Genomic DNA, 22,731 nt, shown 5'->3' on the forward strand with positions numbered 1-22,731 from the left:
GCACGGAACGGCCGGCTCACTGAGATACCGAACATTCCACCATGACCTTATCCGCATTGTCGTTGATGGGCGGTCATGGCAGGCTGGTGATGCTCAACATCACCTGATGCCCTGGAAGGAACGCCACTGGATTGGCTCAAGGCAATGCCCTGTTTCTCAGCCCATTCCATCAGTTTGCCACTGTCATATTGGCCCGTTATCCACACGAATGGCGAACGGTTTGCCGCGCCACTCGATGATCTGGTTCAGACTGCGGATGACGCGTTCAGCAGGCAGCGAAAAATCCACCTCGATGCCCAACCCCTCGCGGTTGAAGTCGTCCAAGACATTCAACAGCCGGAATTGCCTACCACCTTCCAAACGATCCGCCATGAAATCCATGGACCAAACCAGGTTCGGCGCATCCGGCACAATCAAGGCATCGGGTTTGAAGGATTCGTGGCTCGCTGAATCTGCTCGTTTTCATCAAAATCTCCTCGATCATACTGCCGAGAAAATTCTACTTTTGAACCCGATTAATTTGCGGGGGGATTACCTATATCCAACAGCTCTTCCTGAATGGGTCTGTAGCAGATCGGTTGCCGTTTCAGTGCCTTTGGGAGCTTTGTTGATCCGCTTGCCGTACGTGAATTCGGCGAAGACTGGAAAGTCTCCAGCGACAAGTCGCTTCACCAGCTCGTCATGGATAAGCTTTCCAACGTGATCTGCAGGCTCAGTTATCTCTCGCTGAGATCTCATAGACTATAAGAATTATCATGATAGATCAGACTATTGATATCGAGAATACGCTCGTTTTTTATCATGACATGAAGCGAGAACAGGAATAATATGTATAGCTGTTGTTGCAAATATTCTGGGGAGCACGCAAGTGTCCGACAGTGCTAGAACTAAGCGCCGTATGGGGCGCAATGCACCAACTGTGATCGTTATTGAGCATTCTACACTGGCGCGCACCACCGTGGTGAAGCTTCTCGAGCGTGAACTTGCCGGGTGGAGTTTTATCGATTTGATCTCGACCGAGAGTCTTGATCGAGCTCTTGGAGCTGAGGTGCGTTTGATTGCATTAGATTTGGCCGGCAGAGGTGTTGAGAGCACCAGCCTGCGTGATGACCTCGCGGCAATTGCTGCACGTTTTCCTGAGGCTCCTATTACGTTGCTCTCAGGTACGGATGACGTCATCATAGCCCGTCAGGCGCTCAAGATGGGCATCCGCGGCTTTTTCTCGACTTCACTCCCCGTTGACATTGCCCTTGCAGGACTTCGTCTCGTTCTGGCAGGAGGAACATTTTTCCCGCAGCTATTGGGAGCTGTTACCAACGGCTCAAATGAGCATACTCCGACCAGAAATGAGGCCGAAAAAAGCTTGGATGACAGGACGCAGTACTTGGCGATTGCTGATTTTACTCCCCGGGAAGCGGATGTCCTCGCAGAGTTGCAATGCGGCTGTTCAAATAAGGTAATTGCAGGAAAACTCAATTTGTCGGGGCATACGGTGAAGATGCATTTGCAACACATAATGCGCAAGCTTCAGGCGCAGAACCGCACTGAAGTGGTTGCCCGCTTGGGTCAAAGAGCCGCCGGCGGACATGACGCCTCGCCGAGTTAGGCTGCGAAGCGACGACCTGGCGAACCAAACAAAATCACCATAGATTTCGCTTTTCACGCGGCTCTGCAGTTTCGGACGACGGGGTCGTTGCACGACGAGTACGTCGTCTTCTCGGTGGATGACGGATCGGTTTCGCCTTTGACCGCAACGCAGGAATTGGCGGTCACTATCGACGCTCGGTCAAAGGGAACAGTGAATGGTTGCAAAGTTAGCGGGTCACCCGAATCTGGCGGCGAAAACGCCAGCACGCATCTTCCAGCCCTGACTCCAGACAATCATTGTCGAAAACCAGTCGGGGACTCGCTATGTCATGAACGATTGCTGCGCGTTCACCGCACGCTTCTCGCTTTCTTCTAGACGCGCTGCATGAGCCCGGCCAAGTGCTCTTTGACCGTGACGAGGCTCGCCTCTATCGCACGCAATCTGGAGCAATCGGACGCAGCGTCTGGCGGGCGAGAAGCTCTATCTCTCGCCGGTCATGGACCTCTTCAATGGCGAGATCATCGGCCTCGAAACAGCAAGGCGTCCTGTCTTCAAACTTGTGGAGACCGCTTTGCGACAGGCATGCCGCGTTGAGGGCCAGGGTCAAGGGCATCTTCGAGGACCACAAGGGCGTCTCCTGCGGTTTACCCACAGCGTTCTTCGCTATAATGTTTTCGTCAGAACATTATAGCTCCGCGAAATCCGACGACAGCTTTTCCCGGTTTGGAACGTGCTGCGCGACAGCCCTGCCAGCTGCAGGAGACCGGCAAGCGGATGAAGCGGCCTTAACGCCTGAACGGGTTGCGCTTCCGCTCGTTCGGCAGATGCGTTGACAAGGGGCAGCCGCGCTATAATATTTTGACAGAACATTATAACGGACGGCTGCCCGAGATGATTTCTTCGAGGCGTGGCTGGCGAGATTCGAGAAGGCAATGGCCTCAAGGCCGAGAAGGCACCGGCGGCTTTCGAAGAGGCCGCTGCACTCACGAATGAAGCGCAAGCAGCTATGAAGCAGATTGACATTGCATACCGGACAATGTTCGCGGAGCTGGCGCAGCGGTCGCTCGATGGACAATTCCAAGCAGACTTTCCTCTGGAGGGTCGTTTCGTTACGGTCCCGGTCAAAGGCCGCAATTACTGGTATTTCGATCTCCCTACTCCCGACGGCGACAAGCGGCGCTATGTGGGGCCACACAACGACGAAGAGATCACAGCTCGGGTGAACACCCACAAGGAGATCAAGGACAACATCAAGGATCGACGGCGCATGGTTAGCTCGCTGCGCCGTATTGGCCTTCCGGGTCCCGATCCGTTCGCGGGCGACATCACGAAAGCCCTTGCAGATGCAGGATTGTTTCGGCTGCGTGCAGTCTTGATCGGCTCGGTGGCTTTCAGCACCTACGCGGGGCTGCTCGGCGTTCGAATGCCCTCGGCTGCCATGCAGACAGGCGACGCCGATTTCACACAGGATTTCGCAACCAGCGCAGAGGTCGGGGACACCTTGCCTCCGGTGTTGGAAATCCTCCAGTCGGTCGATCCGGCGTTCCGTCCAGTCCCGCACCAGGCGGACAAGGCGAACGTCGTCGCCTTCCAGAATGCCAAGGGCTACCGGGTGGAATTCCTAACGGGTAACCGGGGATCGGACGACTACACGGGCAAGCCCTCCCCCATGCCCGCTCTCGGCGGTGCGTCGGAGGAAAACCTGCGGTTCTTGGATTACCTAATCTATGAGCCCGTGCGGACAGTCCTGCTGCACCGGGAGGGCGTGAACGTCCTCGTCCCAACCCCCGAGCGGTATGCTGTCCATAAGTTGATGGTGGCCTCCAGGCGGCTTCCTGACGCGCTCGGTCGGGCGAAGCGGGACAAGGACCTCCTGCAAGCCTCGCTGCTCACACAGGCGCTGGCAGAGACGCGACAGAGCGATCTCCTTGCCGATGCCTACATGGAGGCATGGGAACGGGGGAAATCGTGGCAGGAGGCGATCATATCTGGACTGCCTGCCATGCCTGATCATGGCAAGGCGGCACTGGCGGCAGCCTTGAGCGTTCCGGTAGAAGAACTCGGCAAGGCCAAGGTAGTAGAACGGTGATCGATAGCCCAAACGATGATGGCCCTTTCCAGCGTTGTGGCAAACCGTCGGAAATCATCCTCAAGACAGCAATTCGTGAAGGGCAAGGTCAGGTATTTGCCGGATCGTCGGCTTTCGGATCCAATAGGTGACAGTATGCTATTGCAGCACGAGAACGGCGAGGGATGCTGCAAGGGCGGGCGCCATCACGACGAAGCCGATCTTCATGAATGTCCAGGCTCCGATCTGTAGACCCTCCCGCCGAAGTGCCGTCAGCCAGAGTATAGTGGCGAGCGACCCGGTGACGGAGAGATTGGGGCCAAGATCAACGCCGATCAGCACGGCCCCGGCGATCTTGTCGGACACGTGCGCCAGCTGAACCGCGCTTCCGGCGACAAGTCCAGCCGGCAGATTGTTGACGAGATTGGACGCCAGAGCCACCACCGCACCGCTGGCAGCAGCGGCCTGTGTCGGAGAGGTCAATGCAATTTGGGAAAGGTACTGCGCGAGATGGTCGATCAATCCTGTCCGGTTCAATGCCTCGACGACCACGAACAGTCCGGCGACAAGCGGCAGCACACTCCACGAGACACCCTTTAGCGTCTCAGCCGGATTTTTCCTTGTGATCAGTAGGACTGCTGCAGTTGCCGAGCAACCGGCCAGGAACGTCGGCAGACCCAGATCAAAATGCACTGCCGATGCGCCGAGCAGTACGACGGCAGTCCCACAGAGCGCCAGACCAGCAAGCTTCGCGCTGGAAGACAATGGCGCGGCCTGCACATTCGATGCGACGCTGTCAGCCGCAATGATCGAGCGCTGGGTCCAGGCAAGTGCAAGAAACGTCACGATAATGGAGACGACTGAAGGCAGTGTGAAGGTGGCGAGCCAACGCGATAGCGGCGGCATGTCCCCGCCTCCGAAAATCACCAGGTTGGCCGGATTGGAGATCGGCAGGACGAAGCTCGCAGCGTTCGCGATGAAAGCGCAGATGAGGAGGTAAGGCATCGGGTCCCTCACCTTCGCTGCCCGGCATGCCGCATAAACGGCAGGCGTCAACACGACCGCTGTCGCATCATTCGACAGGAATACGGTCACGACGATCCCGACCAAGTAGATTAGGACAAACAGACGTTTGGGCGATCCCTTGGCATGAGTGGTCGCAATCGAAGCCAACCAGTCGAAGAGCCCTTCCTGGCGAGCGAGCTCGGAGAGCAACATCATGCCGATCAGAAACAGGTAGACGTCGACACCGTTCGCAACCCCAGCCCAGGCGTCGGCCGGACCGATAAACCCGAACCCCACGAGCAGAAACGCACCGAGAACCGCCCATATTGCTTCCGGCCAGGCGAAGGGCCGCGTGATCACGCCGAATGCGGTCAACCCGGCTATGCCCCAGGTCATGGTCAATGTGTTCATCCTATTTCCAACAAAGGTTTCGTACCAGCTGCCGACATGTCGCGGTCAGCGTGTCCGCTGCATCCATAACGTTCTTTTGTGGCGAAGCAATACTCTTGGGCCCGGCAAGAAAGGCGGCAGCTGCGAGCACGGCGACGCCGCCGTGGACCCAGTAGGCAAGCCCATACCCGTCGATTTCAGCCAGCCAGCCTGTGACGACAGTGCTGAGTGACGCACCAATTCCCTGTCCGTTTATTCCGGCGGCCAGACCAACGTTAAACCAACCGGTATACGAGAGAGTTCCCTCCGCCGCGATCGGGGTCGCAATTCCGATCAGGCCCCCGCACCTACGCCATCCAGGATTTGTACCGGAAAGATCCCGGCAAAATCGCTGAAGGGCCCGGTAATCGCCCCACGGATCGGCAGCGCCATCAGAGCGATGACGAAAACACTAGCCAACCCGTAACCGCGGGTAAGAGACGGTGCGGCCAACGCCATAACGATCATCGAAAGTTGTGAAACGCCAGTGGTCACCGCCGTCATGCGAAACGGCGTGTCAAGTTGAATCGAGAAATCCTGGCTGGCCAAATGGTCGACCCGGTATCCGCGTCTGACCAGTTGGGTCGAGGAGACGATCGAACAGACGCTGACCTTCATCCGATTGCCACGTCAGCATCACACCTGAAGTCGACCAACATGCTTGAACGCCTCAACGAGGAAATCCGCCGCAGGACTTATGTCGTGCGGATCTTCCCAAATACCGAGAGCTGCTTGCGCCTCGTGAGGGCGCTTGCAGTCGAAACCCCACGAAAACTGGATGGAGGCAAACCGCCACATCGACATGGACGACCTACGCGAGCACAAGAGACTCGCTCTGCGTCAAGCCGCATAACCAGTCACACGACCGTTCCATTTTGCAGAACTTGACGCACACGACCTGCGGCTTGGGGGAAGGTTTCGGATTTAAAGGCCACAAGAGACCCCCCAGGCGGGCATTTGGAGAAACCGCGCAACGCGGGGCGGCTATACACCGAGTATCTCCGAGCGCGGACTTGTCATTTTGGCGAACCACCCAAGTCTGGCTGCTCTCGTTTTTATGCGGCTGGTGGCAACTGGAACCGAACGTAGTGAAGGTTGGAAGTTTGAACCTCGATTCATCGTGTGCTGGCGCTTGGGCTACCGTTCGCTCGACAAAAATTGCTTGAAACGGTCGGATTTTGGGTTTCGAAAGATCTCGCCGGGAGCACCCTCTTCCTCAACAACGCCCTTGTGCAAAAACACGACCTTGCTCGATACGTCGCGTGCGAACGCCATCTCGTGGGTGACGACAAGCATCGTCCGGCCTTCTTCGGCCAGGGAGCGCATGACCTTCAAAACTTCGCCGACAAGCTCAGGATCGAGCGCGGATGTTGGTTCATCGAAGAGCATGACCTTGGGCCGTTGCGCGAGCGCTCGTGCAATGGCCGCACGCTGCTGCTGGCCACCCGACAGGTGTGCGGGATAGAAATTTCGCTTGTCGGCAATCCCCACTCGCTCAAGCAACGCTTCTGCCTCCTCGACGCATTCCGCCCGGTTGCGCTTCTGGACGTGCACGGGCGCTTCGATCACGTTCTCGAGGATCGTCATGTGAGACCAGAGATTGAAATTCTGGAACACCATTCCAATGTGCTCGCGAAGGCGATCGACCTGTCGCCGGTCTGTGGGCTCGGTCTTATGCCGCCCCTTCCTGAGAGCGAACATTTCGCCACCAATGCGGATTTCACCGCTGTCGGGAACTTCGAGCATGTTGATGCATCTCAGCATGGTCGACTTTCCGGACCCGGACGAGCCGAGAATTGAGATGACGTCGCCTTCCTGGGCTTCGAGAGAAATCCCTTTTAAAACTTCAAGCGGACCAAAGCGTTTGCGGAGGTCCTTAACTGAGACGGCGGCCAGACTATTTTTGTTGTTGGTCGCTTGAAATGTTCCCCTGTCAGACATGCGTTCTCCCGTTTATGGCAACGATGGTGGCCTCATGCGAAGATGAGGCGAGAGCCAGAATTCGATGATCATCAGCAACCGCGTGACGAGGAAGGTGATCGCGAGATAGATCGCACCGGCGACAATAAAGACCTCGAAGGCTCGGAAGCTGTCGGCAATCAGCTTTCCCGCAAGGCCGGTGACTTCCATGATGGTGATGACAGACGCCAGCGCGGTTGCCTTAAGCATCAAGATGACTTCGTTGCCGTAGGCGGGAAGCGCCTGCCGGATTGCAATTGGAAAGACGATGCGCCTGAACAAAAGCGGGCCCGACATGCCGCACGCACGGGCCGCCTCCACCTGCTGAGCGGAAACTGCCTGTAATCCACCGCGGAATATCTCGCTCGAATAGGCCGCCGTGTTTAACGTCAGTGCGATGACCGCACACCAATAGGGCTCACGAAAGATTACCCATAGCCCTAGTTCCTGCAGCAGCGGCCGGAATTGCCCAAGGCCGTAGTAGATCAAGAACATCTGTACAAGCAGCGGCGACCCTCGAAAGACGAAGACGTAGCCACGGGCGAAGCCACGGCCGATCGGCCCGCCCACCACCGCAATGAGGGAAATGACCAGAGCGAGGATACCGCCGCCAAGAATGGATGTCGCGGCAAGCTCCAATGTGAGCGGGAGACCTGGCAGCAGGGTGAGAAGCGTGTCCCACATGAAGGCAAAGTCCATTACAAGGCCCTCCGGGTGCCACGTAGGGTTCTCGTTTCCAAATGGCGGAAAACGATTGACGATGCCCAGGTGATGACGAGATAAAGAACCACGGCTGTTAGGTAGAACTCGAATGGGCGGCGTGTCGAACCGGCCGCGATCTGAGATTGACGCAGAAGTTCGACAAGGCCAGTAACGGAAATCAGCGCCGACTCCTTCAGCACCAGTTGCCAGGTATTGCCCAAACCGGGGATCGCGTAGCGCAGAACCAGCGGCGCGATGATACGGCGAAACTTCGGCCAAGGTCGCATTCCAACAGCACTCGCCGCCTCAAGCTCGCCGCTTGCAACGGACTTGAAAGCACCGCGAAAGACTTCGGATTGGTAGGCAGCGGAGACGACGCCCAGCGCCAACGTACCGGTGAGGAAGGCAGGCATGCCAATGAAGCCCCGATAGCCAACGAGACCGCCGAGATACTGTAGAAATGCACTCCCGCCAAAATAGAACAGGTAGATGACAAGGAGATCCGGCACACCGCGCAGGATGGTCGTGTAACCATCCGCTAGCCACCGCAAAACCATGTAGCGCGACAGTTGCATGAACGTGATGACCGATCCAAGGACCGTACCCGTCAGGAAACCGCAAATGGAGACCCCGAGGGTCATAACCGCCGCACTCAGGAGCAACGCGCCCCAACCGATTTCACCAAACCCGACGAGCGCCAAATATCTTTCAACAAGCTCCATGCCAATCCTGGCCTCTCTGCGCCGAGCGAGTTAATCCGCAGCCCGTCGATGCGCCCAAATACGCTGGAGCTTCGACATATTCTTGAGTGAACTCTGAACGTGCGCTCGCGCAGCCGCCTCGGCTGCCTCGGGATCTCGCGCACAGATGGCATCAGAAATGGCCCGATGTTCGTCCAAGTCAGTGTGCTCAAGATCCACCCACAGAACCTCGAGCCACAGCGCCAGCCGCAGCTGTTGATACACCTGGTCGCTTACCCGAACGAGCGCATCGTTGCGCGTCGCCTCCAGGATTACCCGGTGGATGTAGAGGCCTAGATCGAGGTTTCGCGCCGCATCGGAAGGCGTGTCGTTCGCACTCTCCTTGAGTTCGACCATTTGTGCGATGACGCCGCGGAGCCTATCGTGGTCTTCGTCTGTCGCCGTGGCGCACGCGAGCCGGGCCGCACACACATCGAGAGCCTCCCTGACAATAAGAAGATTGCAGAACGCGGTGATATCCAAATCCGAAACGGTGTAGCCAAGGTTTCTTTGGCCGACGACCAAACCTTCCTCTTCGAGCTTCATCAGTGCTTCTCGAAGTGGTGTTCGGCTTACTCCAAACCTCTTTGCGAGAGTGTTTTCGGAAAGCCGCTCGGACGGCCGGAGCTGTCCCGTGAGGATCAAATCCTTCAGTTGAGCGTAGGTCGTTTCACGCAGCGAGCCGCGCGGCTCGTTTTTGCTGAGTGTCAATCCAATCCCCTTTTCGTTGTCAGCAGAACCTAAATTCGGGTCTCTGCAAAGGACGATATCTTTTTTCCTCTTGCAGGATCAAGTGGAATACGAATATGTATACAATGTTGCCCACAACATACAAATGGTTTTTGTCGATCGCTGAGAATCGGCCAGAACGACAGGCATAGAGGCGAATGGAGGACTTGCATGCCGGAGATATTATGCCTTGAGGAACTCCGCGCCCGGTATGAGAACGCATCCGGGGCTGACATGTTCGATCCGGAGTTTCGCAAGGTTGCGGACCTGGTCTTCGGCGAAGGTGACAAGCGCCAAGCCCCTTATTGCGGCGTTCCGACATTGCTGAAGGCCCCACTTCTGCAGGACGCCGCACCTCGTTTTAAAGGTATCGATGTCGCACTTTTGGGCATCCCACTGGATCTAGGAGTGACCAACCGCCCTGGTGCGCGTTTCGGTCCCCGCGCCGTTCGCAACGTCGAGAGAGTCGGGCCGTATGACCACGTGCTGGGCGCGGTTCCGGCTGCCCACGTGCGCGTCGCAGATGTGGGTGATGTGCCCTTTCGCAGCCGTTTCGATCTGGTCAGCTCGCACGAGGATATAGAGCGGTACGTTCGAAGCATCGTCGAGGCTGGAGTTGTCCCGCTCTCGGTCGGCGGTGACCACTCCATTGGGCTGCCATTGCTTCGCGCCGTCGGCCGCGATCGTCCGGTTGGTATGATCCACATCGATGCTCATTGCGATACGAGCGGCTCGTTTGAGGGCTGCAAGTTTCATCATGGCGGCCCATTCAGACAAGCCGTGCTCGACGGCGTGCTGGACCCGCGCCGGACTATACAAATCGGTATTCGCGGCAATTCCGAATATCTCTGGGAGTTCTCCTACGCCTCTGGGATGACGGTTATTCACGCCGAAGAGGTCGAGGAACTCGGCATCAAACGGGTGATCGAAAAGGCCCGCGCGATAGCAGGCGACGGCTCGACCTATGTCAGCTTTGATGTGGACGCTCTCGATCCGGCATTTGCGTCGGGCACCGGCACACCGGAGATCGGTGGGCTCACTTCCACGCAGGTGCTTGGCATCCTTCGCGGCCTTTCCGGTCTCGACATTGTCGGCGGCGACGTTGTCGAGATCGCCCCTCAATACGATCCGACAACGAACACGGCGCAAGTCGCCGCTCAGGTGTTTTTCGAACTCCTCTGCCTGGCTGCAGAGGCGATAAGGATCCGCGCGTCTCGGCACGATTGAGCCATCACGCGGATCAAATGCGACCGCCGCTCACCAACGGGCGGCAAACCAAAAAGGGGAATGAAAATGATGAAAAGCAAACTCGCACTCGCCAGCCTGGTTCTCAGCATCGTTGCTGCCAGCAGCACCTACGCCCAAACCAAGCCAACCGAAATCACCATTGCCACCGAAGGCGCCTACGAGCCCTGGAATTTCACCGGCCCCGACGGAAAGCTTGCCGGTTTTGAGATCGATCTCGCCAACGATCTTTGCGCACGCATGAAGATCAAATGCAACATTGTTGCGCAGGACTGGGACGGGCTCATCCCGTCGCTGAACGCAAAGAAGTTCGATGCCATCATGGCATCGATGATCGTCACGGAGAAGCGCCTTGCCGTCATTTCCTTCAGCGAACCCTACGCTCCGACCGCGGCGGCTTTCATGGTTGAAAAATCGGGCCCGCTCGCAAACCTTCCTGGCACCGGAACGACTGTCGACCTCGCAGGCGACAAAGCCAAGGTCGAGCAGGAATTGCAGCCCCTTCGCGACGCCCTGAAAGGCAAAGCAGTCGGCGCGCAGGTCTCCACCGCAAACGTCGCTTTCCTTGACACTTATTTCAAGGACGTCGTCGACGCGCGCGAATACAAGACCGTCGAGCAACACGACCTCGACCTTCAGGCAGGTCGCATCGACGCTGTGGTGGCACAGAAGACCTCGCTGACTGCGACGCTGTCGAAGGAGGACTTCAAGGACTACACGATTGCCGGACCGACCTTCACCGGCGGCATATTCGGCCAAGGCATCGCCGCCGGCCTTCGCAAGGACGACACCGAACTGAAAGCCATGTTCGATAAGGCGATCGGCGCTGCGAAGGCTGACGGTACAATCAATAAGCTCGCGACAAAATGGATGAAGGTCGGCCTCGAATAATCAACCTATTGCCTTCGAACCCCAGAAAAAGACAGCCGTCGAGCGCTCGAATAGTTCGGCGGCTGCATCAGACTGCTGCGAAATTTTCAATCGCCCTAGATCACCACCGGAGAGCTATCGTGACCATTCTTCTCAATTCCCTGGAAGCGCGCGACGCGGCGTTCGTTCTTCATCCCTATACGAATGCGTCTCAGCATTTGAAGGACGGTCCGCTTGTCATTGCAAAGGGTGAAGGCATCTACATCATCGACAGCGACGGCAATAAGTATATCGAAGGGCTCGGTGGACTGTTCTGCGCTTCGCTTGGGTTTAGTGAGCAACGGCTCGTCGACGCTGCCACACGGCAAATGCAGGAGTTACCGTTCTATCACAGCTTTGGCGGCAAATCGCATGAGACAGCCATCGAACTTGCCGAGCGGCTGATCGGCCTTGCTCCGGTCCCGATGTCGAAAGTGTTCTTCGCCAATTCGGGTTCAGAGGCCAACGACACGGCCCTGAAACTCGTCTGGTACTACCACAATGCAATCGGCAAGCCGGAAAAGAAGAAGGTCATTTCCCGTTGGCGCGCCTATCATGGGGTAACAATTGCCTCGGCAAGCCTCACGGGGCTGCCCAACAACCATCGCGATTTCGATCTGCCGATCGACCGGGTGCTTCATACCGATTGCCCTGAATACTATCGCTACGGTCTTCCCGGCGAGACTGAGGAAGAATTTGCGACGCGCTGTGCTGCCTCGCTGGAGGATCTAATCCTCACTGAAGGGCCGGAGACGATCGGAGCCTTCTTCGCCGAGCCCTTGATGGCGTCCGGCGGCTGCATTGTTCCGCCGCCGACCTATTACGAGAAGATCCAGGCTATCCTGAGGAAGTACGATATTCTCCTGATTGCCGACGAGGTGATCTGCGGTTTCGGCCGGCTCGGCACGATGTTCGGGTCCGAAAGTTTCGGGCTGCAACCCGACATGATCGCCATGGCCAAGCAGTTATCGGCGGCATACCAGCCGATCTCTGCGCTGATGGTCAACGAAAAGGTTCACGCAGCCATCGTCGCCGAAAGCGAAAAGATCGGCACCTTCGGGCACGGTTTCACCTATAGCGCGCACCCGGTCGCCACCGCCGTCGCACTCGAAACGCTGAAAATCTATGAAGAGCGCGACATTGTCGGGCATGTGCAAGACGTGGCGCCGCTCTTTCAACGAAGACTCCGTGCGCTCAGTGAACATCCGCTTGTCGGAAACGCACGCGGACGCGGCCTGATTGGTACGCTCGAGCTTGTTCGCAATAAGGAAACCAAGGAGCCGTTCAAGCCGGCAGACGGTATCGCGATCCATGCCGGCAAGCGGGCACAAGTGCATGGGGTCGTCACGCGAGCGCTCGGCGACAACTATTCTCTTTGCCCGCCCCTCATCATTGCGGAAGCACAGATCAATGACATGTTCGACCGTTCCGAGAGGGCCCTTGATGACACCTACACCTGGGCGCGCGCCAACAACCTCTATCGATAAGGGAAGATAGCATGCGGAACTTCGAACATCCGGGGCGCTCGATTGCCGTGGGCCGTAGCGGCATGGCTGCAACCTCCCATCCTATGGCAACCCTGACGGCTATCGATATCCTCAAAAGTGGCGGCAAGGCCATCGACGCAGCAGTGGCGGCCTGTGCCGTCCAGTGCGTGGTCGAAGCCGGCTCCACGGGTATTGGCGGTGATTGCTTTGCGTTGCTGGCCCCCAACGGAGGCGGCCATGTGATCGCATTTAACGGTTCTGGTCGCACGCCCGCAGCCATGGACCTCAAATGGTTCAAGGATCAAGGTATCTCCGAGATCGCGCGGTCTTCGCCTCATGCGGTGACCATTCCCGGCGCCGTCGATGCCTGGACACGCCTCGTCGCCGATCACGGGCGCATGACAATGGCCGATATCCTGGCGCCAGCGATCGCGCTTGCGCGTGACGGCTATGGCGTTACACCGCGCGTTTGCGCTGATATTTCGCACCAGCGCGCCATGCTCGCCCTCGATCCATCAACGCGTCGCATTTTCCTCGACAACGATGAAGTTCCCGTAGTTGGATCCATTCAGCGTCAGCCGGAACTGGCCGAGACGTTGTCGGCGATCGGCAGCCACGGTCGGGATGCATTTTATCAGGGTGACGTCGCCGAAGACATGGCCTCTTACCTTCGCTCGCTCGGTGGTCTGCACACTATCGAGGATTTCTCGTCCGCCGCAGGGGAATATGTAACGCCGATCAGCGCAACCTATCGCGGATGGACGGTTCACGAATGCCCTCCGAATGGACAAGGCGTCATTGCACTGATGATCCTCAAGATTCTCGAGCGTTTCACGCCGTCTGGTGATCCTCTAAACGCCGACAACCTGCACATCGAAGTCGAGGCAACTCGGCTTGCCTACGCTGCACGTGAACGCTGGTTGGCAGACGCGGCGGCCTCAAATGTCCCCGTCGATTTTCTTCTATCAGACGAACTCGCCGATAACCTTGCCTCAAAGATTAAATCGAATGAAGCTTGCGATGCCGGTGGTTTCATCGATGGTGTCGAGCACTCTGACACCGTCTACATCTCGGTGGTCGACAAAGACCGCAATTCCGTCAGCTTCATCAATTCGATTTTCCATCCCTACGGCAGTGGCCTCATGGCACCGAAGTCCGGGGTGTTGTTCCACAATCGCGGCCAGAGCTTCGTGCTGAAGGAGGGTCATCCAAACGCGATCGGCCCCCGCAAGAGGCCGATGCACACGATCATCCCAGGAATGGTGACGCGAAACGGCAAAGCAACCCTTTCGTTTGGTGTTATGGGCGGCCACTATCAGGCTATGGGACATGCCCACTTCCTGTCGAAGCTGTTCGATTATGGCATGGATATCCAATCGGCGGTCGACCTTCCTCGTCTGTTCCCCCTCCCCGGCACCATGACAATTGAAGCCGAGGAAGCCATTCGAACCGCGATCGGCGAAAATCTCAAGGGCCGAGGCTTTGAGGTGATTCCACCGAAATGGGCCATCGGCGGGGCACAGGCAGTCTGGATCGATCATCAACACGGAACCCTGCTCGGCGCCTCTGATCATCGCAAGGATGGTTGCGCCCTCGGTTACTGATTTCAAAGCATCGGAGAACGTGATGTCGGACTATCCGCAAACCAAACTCTACATCGACGGTGCCTGGCGCGACGGCTCGAATGAGCGTTTTTCGATCGTCAATCCTGCATCCGATGACGTCATTGGAACCGTAGAGAATGCCGGGCGGGACGACCTGGACGACGCCCTTGCCGCAGCCTCAACCGGGTTCGCGGTCTGGTCTCAGGTCAGCGCATTCGATCGCGCCAAGCTGTTGCACACGGCCGCGCAGTTGCTGCGGGACCGGGTCGAGAAGATCGCGACGATCATGACGCTCGAGCAAGGGAAGCCGCTCGCGGAATCCAGATTGGAAACTTTTGGGGCGGCCGACACGATCGACTGGTTCGCCGAGGAGGCGCGGCGCGCATACGGACGGGTCGTGCCTGCCCGGTCTCTCAATGTTCGCCAGATTGTCATCAAGGAACCGGTCGGTCCCGTCGCCGCGTTCAGCCCTTGGAATTTTCCATTGAACCAGGCCGTGCGCAAGGTAGCTGCTGGTCTTGCGGCAGGCTGCTCCGTTATTCTCAAGGGGCCGGAAGAGACGCCCGCGAGTTGTGCCGAGCTCGTCCGCGCATTCGTCGATGCTGGCCTGCCTGCCGGCGTGCTGAATCTCGTCTATGGCGTGCCCACAGATATCTCCAATTACCTCATCCCCCATCCTATTATTCGCAAGATCTCGTTCACGGGTTCGACACCCGTCGGCAAACAGCTTGCGGCTCTTGCCGGTGCCCATATGAAGCGGGTGACCATGGAACTTGGCGGTCACGCGCCGGCGATCGTGTTTGACGACGCCGACATCGATCTCGCCATCAGGATCTTGGCGGGAGCGAAATTCCGCAATGCGGGGCAGATCTGCGTTGCTCCAACCCGGTTCCTCATCCATGAGAAGGTCTACGCCAGATTCCTCGATGGCTTTGTCAAGGCGGCAGAGGCGATCAAAGTGGGCAACGGACTGGATGCGGGCGTCACAATGGGACCGCTTGCAAACGGCAGACGAATCGAGGCCATGGAAGCGTTAACGGTCGATGCTGTATCGCGGGGAGGACAGATTGCGACTGGGGGCCACCGCATTGGCAACCGCGGGAATTTCTACAAACCCACCGTCCTCACCGACGTGCCGCTAGACGCCCGGGTATTGAACGAAGAGCCTTTCGGCCCAATCGCCGTGGTGAGCCCTTTTTCGACCTATGAAGCGGCCATCACGGAAGCCAACCGCCTCCCGTTTGGTTTGGCAGCCTATGCCTATACGACTTCTGCAAGAACAAGCGCCGCCCTCGGCCGTGATATTCAAAGCGGAATGGTGTCGATCAATCATCATGGTCTCGCGCTGCCGGAACTGCCCTTTGGCGGAACAAAGGATTCTGGTTATGGATCCGAAGGTGGCACGGAGGCGATGGACAATTATTTCAACACCAAGCTGGTTACAGAATCCGTCTGATCGTGCGGTTCGTCACATACCTTTGATACATACGTCAGTTCCTTTGACGCCGGCTGCAAATCGCCGAGGCATCCATCCTCGAAACTCTGAAGCTCATCCACTGCGATGACGTTGCATACGAAAACTCGGCGATCAAAATCAAAGGTGACGCCGACAAGATGGAAGTCGACAAGACCATCGCTGTCGAGATATCCGATCCCCGTACTGGCCTCGGACAGCTTGCCCGCGATGTGGACGGATTGATCGCGGCACCCGCGAACCGTGTCAGGTCGGGCGCCGCGATACTATGTGATCGGGGATCGGTATGCTTATAACGATTTCGTCATTCCAAAATCGATCACACGGTACAGAAACGCCCTCAGGCTTGTGAAAGCGCTGTCCGAAGCTCCTGCATTCGTCGACCCTCATCGAGCGGAGGCAACGTTCCTCGGCCCCGGTCGGCTACGCATTCCAATCGCCTATAAAATTGCGGCCCTCGGTTCTCTCACTTCCCGTCTCCTGATGAACTCGAATCCTTCGTTTTCGAGAAAGTCCACAAGGATCAGAAGATGGCGATCCTGGCTTCCAATGGCATCGAGCTGTGCCGTCAGCAACCGGAAGCCGACCGCTTCAAATATCTGGTATTCCATCTGCGCGAACTGGTTTCGAAGACTCAGGAGGGGTACAAGCTCTTCGCTTCGGAATTCTCATACGAGAAAATCAAAGGGAAGACCGAGGAAGCGCGATCAGCGAATACACCAACAAAATCCACAAGGCCTTCCATGATATCCAGAACCAGGTGATGGGCGTCCCGGTCGCCACGTGATCGTTGCCTTCCAGCTCAAGAATGTAACCACCTGCGGCGTTGAGTTCTGGGGCAATTTCGCCGTATCCGTCGGTGCCTCGATGTTTGTTGTCCTGCTGACGCCGAACTGGCTTGGATTCGAGCGTCGCTCACGAAGATTCTTGGTACCGCCGCGCCCGCTTTCCAGCAATCGTGCGTGTATTTCACGGATCAGCTGCAGCGACATCGGCAGGCAACGGGGTCGCCAACGCCACGTGTGAAGGCCCCCGCGCCGTATTTTACTGTAACTTACTGCCCTGGCGGCTGATAATCTGACACTCTCTGGAGCCTGTTCATGTTGCATTTCATGGGGAGCATTCAGTGATGAAAACCTGCGCCTATTTAGCATTGCTCGCCGCCAGTTGCTTTTCGTGCCTCCCCGCTGCCGCTCAACAGGTAGTCACCGGGGCAGCGGGGTCACCCAGCGCCACCTCAACGATCGACGGCCAGTCGCTGCCAGCAGCGCCGCCGCCGTTTGGCGGAACGATCAATCTTGATGCTCAGGATTCGAAGCCATGGTGGCCACCGACGGTTGTGCCGCCCAAGGGCGCACCAAACGTGTTGCTGATCATGACAGACGACGCGGGCTACGGCGTCTCAGGTACCTTTGGCGGGGTCATACCCACGCCCACCCTCGACCGGATTGCGGCGGACGGGCTGCGCTTTACTCAGTTCCATTCCACCGCCCTCTGCTCCCCCACGCGCGCAGCGCTCATCACCGGGCGCAATCACCACTCGGCAGGTTTCGGGGTGATCGCCGAACAGTCCACCGGCTTTCCGGGATACGATTCGATCATCGGGCCGAACAACGGCACCATCGGCACGATCCTCAAGGAACATGGCTATGCCACCTCGTGGATCGGCAAAAACCACAATACGCCGACCTATGCGATCTCAACCTCCGGCCCCTTTGACCAATGGCCCTCGGGGATGGGTTTTGACTATTTCTACGGCTTCATGGGCGGGGAGACGGACCAGTGGACTCCATGGTTGTTCCGCAACCACAGTCAGATCTTCCCTTGGAACGAAAATCCCAACTACAACATGATCACGGGCATGGCGGATGATGCCATCACGTATCTGCGCGAGGTCAATGCCGCGACGCCGGACAAACCGTTCTTTATGTACTATGTACCGGGCGCTACCCACGCCCCGCATCAGCCCACGAAAGAATGGATCGACAAATTCAAGGGCAAGTTCGACATGGGCTGGAACGCCATGCGTGACCAGATCTTTGCCAATCAGAAGCGGCTTGGGGTGATCCCGGAAAACACGCAGCTCACCCCTTGGCCCGACGACCTGCCTCAATGGGACACGCTGGCGCCCGACGAGAAGAAGATGTTTGCCCGCCAGGCCGAGGTCTACGCCGCCTACGTTGCCTATGCGGACAACGAGATCGGCCGGGTCATCGATGAAGTCCAAAAGCAGGGCAAGCTCGACAACACTCTCATAATCTATATCGAGGGGGACAACGGCACCAGCGCTGAGGGTTCGACCATTGGCACTGCATTTGACCTCGCGGCCATCCAGGGCATCAACATGCCGGTCGCCGATCAGTTGAAATATTACGACGCCTGGGGCGACGCGACGACCCAGCCGCATATGTCGGTCGCCTGGTCCTGGGCCTTCGATACGCCCTTCAAGTGGACCAAGCAGATCGCTTCGCACTTCGGGGGTACCCGGCAGGGTATGGCGATGTCCTGGCCCGGCCACATCACCGACAAAGGTGGCGTTCGCAGCCAGTTCCATCACGTCATCGACATCGTGCCAACGATCCTTGAGGCGACCGGCATTGAAGCACCGCAGACCATCGATGGTATCGCTCAGAAGCCAATCGAAGGCGTAAGCATGGCCTACACCTGGACGAAGGGGGGCAAGGACGTGCCTTCCGCTCGCAAAACCCAGTATTTCGAGATGTTCGGCGACCGTGCGATCTACCACGATGGCTGGATTGCCTCCACCACGCCGCCCGCCGGCCCTTGGTTGATGGGACTGGGCAAGCTTCCCAACGTGATCGATGGCTATAACTGGGAACTCTACAACCTCACCGAAGACTACTCGCAGTTCAATGACCTCGCCGCCAAGGATCCGGACAAGCTACGCGATATGCAGCAGCTCTTCCTCGTCGAGGCAGCGAAATACCAGGTGCTGCCTTTGGACAACTCTGTCGCCGCCCGTCTCCTCGCGCCGCGGCCCAGCGCGACTGCCGGCCGCAATGAGTTCGTGTATACCGGCGAACTGTCCGGCCTGCCGGCCGCATCGGCACCAAGTCCGCTGAACCGCTCTTACACGGTTACCGCCGACGTCGAGGTTCCAGAGGGCGGTGGGGACGGCATGCTCGCGACCTTGGGCGGCCGCTTCGGCGGCTATGGCCTGTACCTGCTGAAAGGCAAGCCCGTCTTCACCTACAATCTTCTGGCTCTTGAACGCTTCAAGTGGGCAGGTGACCAAGCACTGACGCCCGGCAAACACACCGTCGCGTTTGACTTCACCTATGACGGCCCCGGTTTTGGCAAGGGCGGCAAAGGCGTGCTGAGTGTCGATGACACAAAGGTCGCGGAGCAATCGATCCCTCATACCATACCGTTCCTCGTGACGATCGACGAGTCATTCGATGTCGGCATCGACACCCGCACCCCGGTGGACGACAAGGACTATAAAGTGCCATTCCGCTTTGACGGCACGCTCAACAAGCTCACGGTTAAGGTCGGGCCTCCGCAGTTGTAGGCATTGCTCTCGGATGAGAGAAGATCCGGTGGGGGGAACCGACACTTGGCCTTGTTGGTGCTCGCAGCCCGAGTAGCGAATTTCTTGTGCCTCCTCGATGCTTTCGATGATGTATTGGTCGAGCCATTCATGTCGGACGGTGCGGTTGTAGCATCACGCATTCTGTAGCTCGCGACATGACATTTGGCATCTGGATGAGGTCGTGATTTCCACAAGCTGTCGAAAGCAATGGCTATGGCGGGCTGTCGATCAGGTGGGCGGCACTAACGCCTGAAGCCTTGGTCAAATACACCCGGAAACGGTCCCTTTGGCGCTGATATCGGCTATCGGCGGGTCATCTCCGCAGAGGCATGTCCCAGTTGCTTCTGGGCGCGACGTCCATCGACCTCGGCGAAAGAGGCGAGGCCACCGCAGCGAGCCATGGTCCATCTCGTCACCCGATCTGCATCCGTGACGACCACGCGCAACCTAAGGAGCAAGATTGATTGTTGCAAGCTTCGCGAAAAGCTTCGGTTCCGATAAGGCCAGATCATACTGAATGAGCATCGCCTCACTTTACCGTCTTTGGATTTTACCGTCTCTCTACGCGGGCAAATTGCCCGAAGCTTGCTATCGACGACAACATGCAAGCGTTTGAAATCTGGACGGATACTCGTTGCTCGCAGACCGCCAATGGTCGTCAGACACCAGCCTCACACAAGCGGAGTGGCCCATTCTTCATCAAGCCCCATCAGCAATCGAGGTCAAGATGAGCATTTTCGGCAGTATGAAAACGGCAGTATCCGGCATGAACGCACAGGCGAACCGCCTGAGTACTGTCGCCGATAACATCGCCAACGTGAACACCACAGGCTACAAGAGTGCTTCGGTCGCATTCTCGACGCTGGTACTTCCGTCATCGTCCGGCAACTACAATTCTGGCGGCGTCCAATCGACTACGCGCTACAACATTTCCGAAGCCGGAAGCTATTCCGCAACGACATCGACAACGGACCTTTCCATTCAGGGTGACGGCTTCTTCATCGTCCAGGCCGCTGATGGCACGACAGTATTGACCCGCGCGGGCGACTTTCTACCCGATGGCGATGGGAACCTTGTCAATTCTGCGGGCTTCAAGTTGATGGGATATTCTTACGATGGAGGCGCTCCAGCGGTCGTCGTAAACGGCTTCGATGGGCTTGTGCCGATTAATGTTCTGCAGAGCGGACTGACGGCCATTGCTTCAAGCACGGGAACGTTCACCGGCAACCTGGACTCGAACCAGGCCGTGGCACCAACTGGTACAGCCACGCTTCCGAGTGCCAATCTTGCCTCGGCAACTACCGACACGAAGAAGACATCGCTGGTTGGATACGACAGCCTTGGTAACACGGTGATGTATGATATCTACTTCACCAAGACAGCGAACGGCAATCCGACGGCAACGCCTCCGGTCGATTCAAGCTGGCAAGTTGCGATTTTCCGAAATGCCGACAAGGCGACTGGCGGCACGTCGTCCTTCCCATACAGCTCCGGCCCTGTCGGGGGCGGCACGCTGAAATTTGATGCCAATGGCAAGCAGACCAGCACCGGCTTGCTTGGTATAACGGATCCAACGAATGGGCAGGCCATCGCCATGGATTTCGGGGGGATGGGGCAACTGGCCTCCGATTTTTCGTTCAAAGGCAAGACCGACGGCCAGTCCGCCAGCCCTGTTACGGGCGTCAAAATCGAAAAGGACGGCACGGTATACGCGACATACAAGGACGCCGATCCGAAGCCGCTGTACCGCATTCCGTTGGCACAGGTCGCCAGCCCGGACATGCTCACTGTCCTGAATGGTAACGTCTATTCCGCAAACGGTCAGTCAGGCGTCACGGTCACCGGTTTTCCGCAGAACAATGGCCTTGGAAGCGTGCAATCTGGTTCGCTCGAGGAGTCCAACGTTGATCTAGCGGGACAGCTCACAGAAATGATCGAGGCGCAGCGAAGCTACACCGCAAACTCCAAAGTCTTTCAGACCGGTTCCGACATCATGGACGTACTGGTGAACCTCAAGCGGTAACCACTGTCGATACCCCACAATCGTAGCCCCTCTCCGCGAGCGCGGAGAGGGGCTTTGTTATTTGAAAGATGGCTTATCCCGTTCGTACAGGTGTTAACCAGATCTAGTGTTCCACAATGTCGCATCTGCCCTTCTCCGATAAATGGAGGGCATGAGCGAGAGCCTGTTTCCGACACGCTGGGCGAACGACAAGCCTCCGTCGCTGGAGAAGTTCGCAGCGCGTCGTCCGCGAGGAACCAGCGTCTCTCGAATTCAACGCTGTCGGAGGGATCAAGTCAGCGGGACCGATGCCGCCGATCGAAGACGCCAATGGCCATATTGTGAAGCCAACGCGGCAGCCTGACGTCGGCCGACACGAGAGATGCGCGTCGAAGCTCATGTAAAGCGGAGCGGGACCAGGCCTCCGGCGGAAGCTCAAGTTCGTGCTCGATGCTCTGGATCAGAGCGTCACCACCCAGCACCTTTTTTGCGAAAGCCATTTCCTGACGGATGCAGGCCTTCTCCACTCGGTGACGGTTCTCCTCATTATACGGGATGTTGCGACGGAACAGGTACGCATGGGTACCTTCATGTATGATCGTCGAAGCGATGACCTCCGGCCGCGATGTCATTACGAATTCTACGTCCAACTGACAGCGCCGATGCTCGGAACTGAAACTACCAGCTGGGCCGAAAAGATAGATGATCAAAATGCTCTTTAACTCACGCCGGACGCGATTGTATCGGTGCGGATCGCAGGTTTTGATTAGATTCAGGGCTTGCTGCAAACGCGATAAGACCTCCTGTCCGTCCTCATTGCTTAAGACGCCAACCCAAAGCCCGTCGATAACCTTGTTCTTGGACAAACGGAGATATATGCGATCAACAACATGAAGCTTTCCGCTATGAAGCCACCCAGCAATCGGCATCCTCAATCCTAACGAAAAATACAGCTTCTGCGGTCAATGAATAACAATCCAAACCTACAATACACGCGTATATTGCGTTTGGGGAAGCAATATCGTGCGTTGAGGGGTCGAGGACCATGTGCTGGAACACATCGTCGGCATTCACGCCCGTCGAGCTAGCGATCGTGTCCCCGGAGGTGGTGTAGGTCGCGGCGGAGGCCGTGCTTTCCGACATAGAGCCGGAGGATATCAGCGTGCCACAGCGGGCAGACTGATTTGGGGATCATCGCTCATTTGCGCCATGGTCTCAAGGGTCATGTACCTGGCCC

The 22,731-nt window shown here is 57.5% G+C and carries 17 protein-coding genes and 3 pseudogenes; 12 read left to right on the forward strand and 8 right to left on the reverse strand.

Going from position 1 to position 22,731, the window contains the following annotated elements:
- Nucleotides 1-137: 137 nt before the first annotated feature.
- A pseudogene (locus tag AC1DMK_RS27000) lies at nt 138-429 on the reverse strand (DDE-type integrase/transposase/recombinase); the annotation flags it as partial.
- 469 nt (nt 430-898) lie between these two features.
- On the opposite strand from AC1DMK_RS27000, the gene AC1DMK_RS27005 reads away from it, so the two are divergent.
- Nucleotides 899-1,606 (forward strand): response regulator transcription factor, encoded by a 708-nt coding sequence (locus AC1DMK_RS27005; RefSeq protein ID WP_196246775.1) that lies wholly within the window; start codon nt 899-901, stop codon nt 1,604-1,606.
- A gap of 988 nt (nt 1,607-2,594) precedes the next feature.
- Complete coding sequence (locus AC1DMK_RS27010; protein ID WP_477863471.1) at nt 2,595-3,677, forward strand: nucleotidyltransferase family protein; 1,083 nt, start codon at nt 2,595-2,597, stop codon at nt 3,675-3,677.
- A gap of 138 nt (nt 3,678-3,815) precedes the next feature.
- On the opposite strand, the gene AC1DMK_RS27015 is transcribed toward AC1DMK_RS27010, so the two are convergent.
- Together AC1DMK_RS27015 and AC1DMK_RS27020 are read right to left on the reverse strand one after the other, a co-directional pair.
- Entirely contained in the window at nt 3,816-5,072 is a 1,257-nt protein-coding gene (locus AC1DMK_RS27015) for an arsenic transporter (RefSeq protein WP_477863473.1), read from the reverse strand.
- Nucleotides 5,073-5,384: 312 nt separating this feature from the next.
- Nucleotides 5,385-5,708, reverse strand: coding sequence for a hypothetical protein (locus AC1DMK_RS27020; RefSeq protein WP_477863475.1), 324 nt, complete (start codon nt 5,706-5,708; stop codon nt 5,385-5,387).
- Here AC1DMK_RS27020 and AC1DMK_RS27025 point away from each other — a divergent pair.
- Nucleotides 5,626-5,943: pseudogene (locus tag AC1DMK_RS27025) on the forward strand (transposase); the annotation flags it as partial. The gene AC1DMK_RS27020 and the pseudogene AC1DMK_RS27025 sit on opposite strands and share 83 nt — an antisense overlap.
- A 284-nt stretch (nt 5,944-6,227) precedes the next feature.
- Here AC1DMK_RS27025 and AC1DMK_RS27030 read toward each other — a convergent pair.
- From AC1DMK_RS27030 to AC1DMK_RS27045, 4 genes are read right to left on the reverse strand one after another with little or no spacing between them, the layout of a single operon-like run.
- Nucleotides 6,228-7,031: an ABC transporter ATP-binding protein gene (locus AC1DMK_RS27030; protein WP_477863477.1), complete on the reverse strand. Its 804-nt coding sequence runs from the start codon at nt 7,029-7,031 to the stop codon at nt 6,228-6,230.
- Between the two features lie 12 nt (nt 7,032-7,043).
- A complete protein-coding gene (locus tag AC1DMK_RS27035) occupies nt 7,044-7,748 on the reverse strand; it encodes an ABC transporter permease (protein WP_477863479.1) in 705 nt (234 codons plus the stop codon).
- The gene (locus AC1DMK_RS27040; protein WP_477863481.1) at nt 7,748-8,473 is read right to left on the reverse strand and encodes an ABC transporter permease; all 726 of its coding nucleotides are present in this window, start codon (nt 8,471-8,473) and stop codon (nt 7,748-7,750) included. The genes AC1DMK_RS27035 and AC1DMK_RS27040 overlap by 1 nt, the downstream gene beginning before the upstream one ends.
- 30 nt (nt 8,474-8,503) lie before the next feature.
- A complete protein-coding gene (locus AC1DMK_RS27045; RefSeq protein WP_477863483.1) occupies nt 8,504-9,202 on the reverse strand; it encodes a GntR family transcriptional regulator in 699 nt (232 codons plus the stop codon).
- 189 nt (nt 9,203-9,391) lie between these two features.
- On the opposite strand from AC1DMK_RS27045, the gene speB reads away from it, so the two are divergent.
- The 9 genes and pseudogenes from speB to AC1DMK_RS27090 all read left to right on the forward strand — a co-directional run bounded on the left by speB (nt 9,392) and on the right by AC1DMK_RS27090 (nt 21,515).
- Nucleotides 9,392-10,447 carry an agmatinase gene (gene speB / locus AC1DMK_RS27050; RefSeq protein WP_477863485.1) on the forward strand — a complete coding sequence of 352 codons (1,056 nt, stop codon included), beginning with the start codon at nt 9,392-9,394 and terminating at the stop codon, nt 10,445-10,447.
- 66 nt (nt 10,448-10,513) lie between these two features.
- The gene (locus AC1DMK_RS27055) at nt 10,514-11,356 is read left to right on the forward strand and encodes a lysine/arginine/ornithine ABC transporter substrate-binding protein (protein WP_477863487.1); all 843 of its coding nucleotides are present in this window, start codon (nt 10,514-10,516) and stop codon (nt 11,354-11,356) included.
- Between the two features lie 119 nt (nt 11,357-11,475).
- On the forward strand, nt 11,476-12,861 hold the full coding sequence (locus AC1DMK_RS27060; protein WP_477863489.1) for an aspartate aminotransferase family protein: 1,386 nt from the start codon (nt 11,476-11,478) through the stop codon (nt 12,859-12,861).
- A gap of 11 nt (nt 12,862-12,872) precedes the next feature.
- Nucleotides 12,873-14,465, forward strand: coding sequence for a gamma-glutamyltransferase (gene ggt / locus AC1DMK_RS27065; protein WP_477863491.1), 1,593 nt, complete (start codon nt 12,873-12,875; stop codon nt 14,463-14,465).
- A 22-nt stretch (nt 14,466-14,487) separates the two neighbouring features.
- Entirely contained in the window at nt 14,488-15,921 is a 1,434-nt protein-coding gene (locus AC1DMK_RS27070; RefSeq protein WP_477863493.1) for an NAD-dependent succinate-semialdehyde dehydrogenase, read from the forward strand.
- 548 nt (nt 15,922-16,469) lie between these two features.
- Nucleotides 16,470-16,703, forward strand: coding sequence for a hypothetical protein (locus tag AC1DMK_RS27075; RefSeq protein WP_477863501.1), 234 nt, complete (start codon nt 16,470-16,472; stop codon nt 16,701-16,703).
- Between the two features lie 365 nt (nt 16,704-17,068).
- Complete coding sequence (locus tag AC1DMK_RS27080) at nt 17,069-19,471, forward strand: arylsulfatase (RefSeq protein WP_477863495.1); 2,403 nt, start codon at nt 17,069-17,071, stop codon at nt 19,469-19,471.
- Between the two features lie 172 nt (nt 19,472-19,643).
- Nucleotides 19,644-19,730 (forward strand): annotated as a pseudogene (locus AC1DMK_RS27085) (IS6 family transposase); the annotation flags it as partial.
- Between the two features lie 489 nt (nt 19,731-20,219).
- Nucleotides 20,220-21,515 (forward strand): flagellar hook protein FlgE, encoded by a 1,296-nt coding sequence (locus tag AC1DMK_RS27090; protein ID WP_477863497.1) that lies wholly within the window; start codon nt 20,220-20,222, stop codon nt 21,513-21,515.
- Nucleotides 21,516-21,790: 275 nt separating this feature from the next.
- On the opposite strand, the gene AC1DMK_RS27095 is transcribed toward AC1DMK_RS27090, so the two are convergent.
- Nucleotides 21,791-22,423 (reverse strand): hypothetical protein, encoded by a 633-nt coding sequence (locus AC1DMK_RS27095; RefSeq protein WP_477863498.1) that lies wholly within the window; start codon nt 22,421-22,423, stop codon nt 21,791-21,793.
- Nucleotides 22,424-22,731 lie beyond the last annotated feature (308 nt).

This window comes from Rhizobium sp. 05L419, from assembly GCF_056397845.1.

Coding starts and splice junctions, on each gene's coding strand:
- AC1DMK_RS27070 (WP_477863493.1), top strand. CDS start 14,488: ATGTCGGACTATCCGCAAACCAAACTCTACATCGACGGTGCCTGGCGC.
- AC1DMK_RS27020 (WP_477863475.1), bottom strand. CDS start 5,708: ATGAAGGTCAGCGTCTGTTCGATCGTCTCCTCGACCCAACTGGTCAGA.
- AC1DMK_RS27055 (WP_477863487.1), top strand. CDS start 10,514: ATGATGAAAAGCAAACTCGCACTCGCCAGCCTGGTTCTCAGCATCGTT.
- AC1DMK_RS27010 (WP_477863471.1), top strand. CDS start 2,595: ATGAAGCAGATTGACATTGCATACCGGACAATGTTCGCGGAGCTGGCG.
- ggt (WP_477863491.1), top strand. CDS start 12,873: ATGCGGAACTTCGAACATCCGGGGCGCTCGATTGCCGTGGGCCGTAGC.
- AC1DMK_RS27095 (WP_477863498.1), bottom strand. CDS start 22,423: ATGCCGATTGCTGGGTGGCTTCATAGCGGAAAGCTTCATGTTGTTGAT.
- AC1DMK_RS27075 (WP_477863501.1), top strand. CDS start 16,470: ATGGCGATCCTGGCTTCCAATGGCATCGAGCTGTGCCGTCAGCAACCG.
- AC1DMK_RS27080 (WP_477863495.1), top strand. CDS start 17,069: ATGAAAACCTGCGCCTATTTAGCATTGCTCGCCGCCAGTTGCTTTTCG.
- AC1DMK_RS27040 (WP_477863481.1), bottom strand. CDS start 8,473: ATGGAGCTTGTTGAAAGATATTTGGCGCTCGTCGGGTTTGGTGAAATC.
- AC1DMK_RS27005 (WP_196246775.1), top strand. CDS start 899: ATGGGGCGCAATGCACCAACTGTGATCGTTATTGAGCATTCTACACTG.
- AC1DMK_RS27035 (WP_477863479.1), bottom strand. CDS start 7,748: ATGGACTTTGCCTTCATGTGGGACACGCTTCTCACCCTGCTGCCAGGT.
- AC1DMK_RS27090 (WP_477863497.1), top strand. CDS start 20,220: ATGAGCATTTTCGGCAGTATGAAAACGGCAGTATCCGGCATGAACGCA.
- AC1DMK_RS27015 (WP_477863473.1), bottom strand. CDS start 5,072: ATGAACACATTGACCATGACCTGGGGCATAGCCGGGTTGACCGCATTC.
- speB (WP_477863485.1), top strand. CDS start 9,392: ATGCCGGAGATATTATGCCTTGAGGAACTCCGCGCCCGGTATGAGAAC.
- AC1DMK_RS27030 (WP_477863477.1), bottom strand. CDS start 7,031: ATGTCTGACAGGGGAACATTTCAAGCGACCAACAACAAAAATAGTCTG.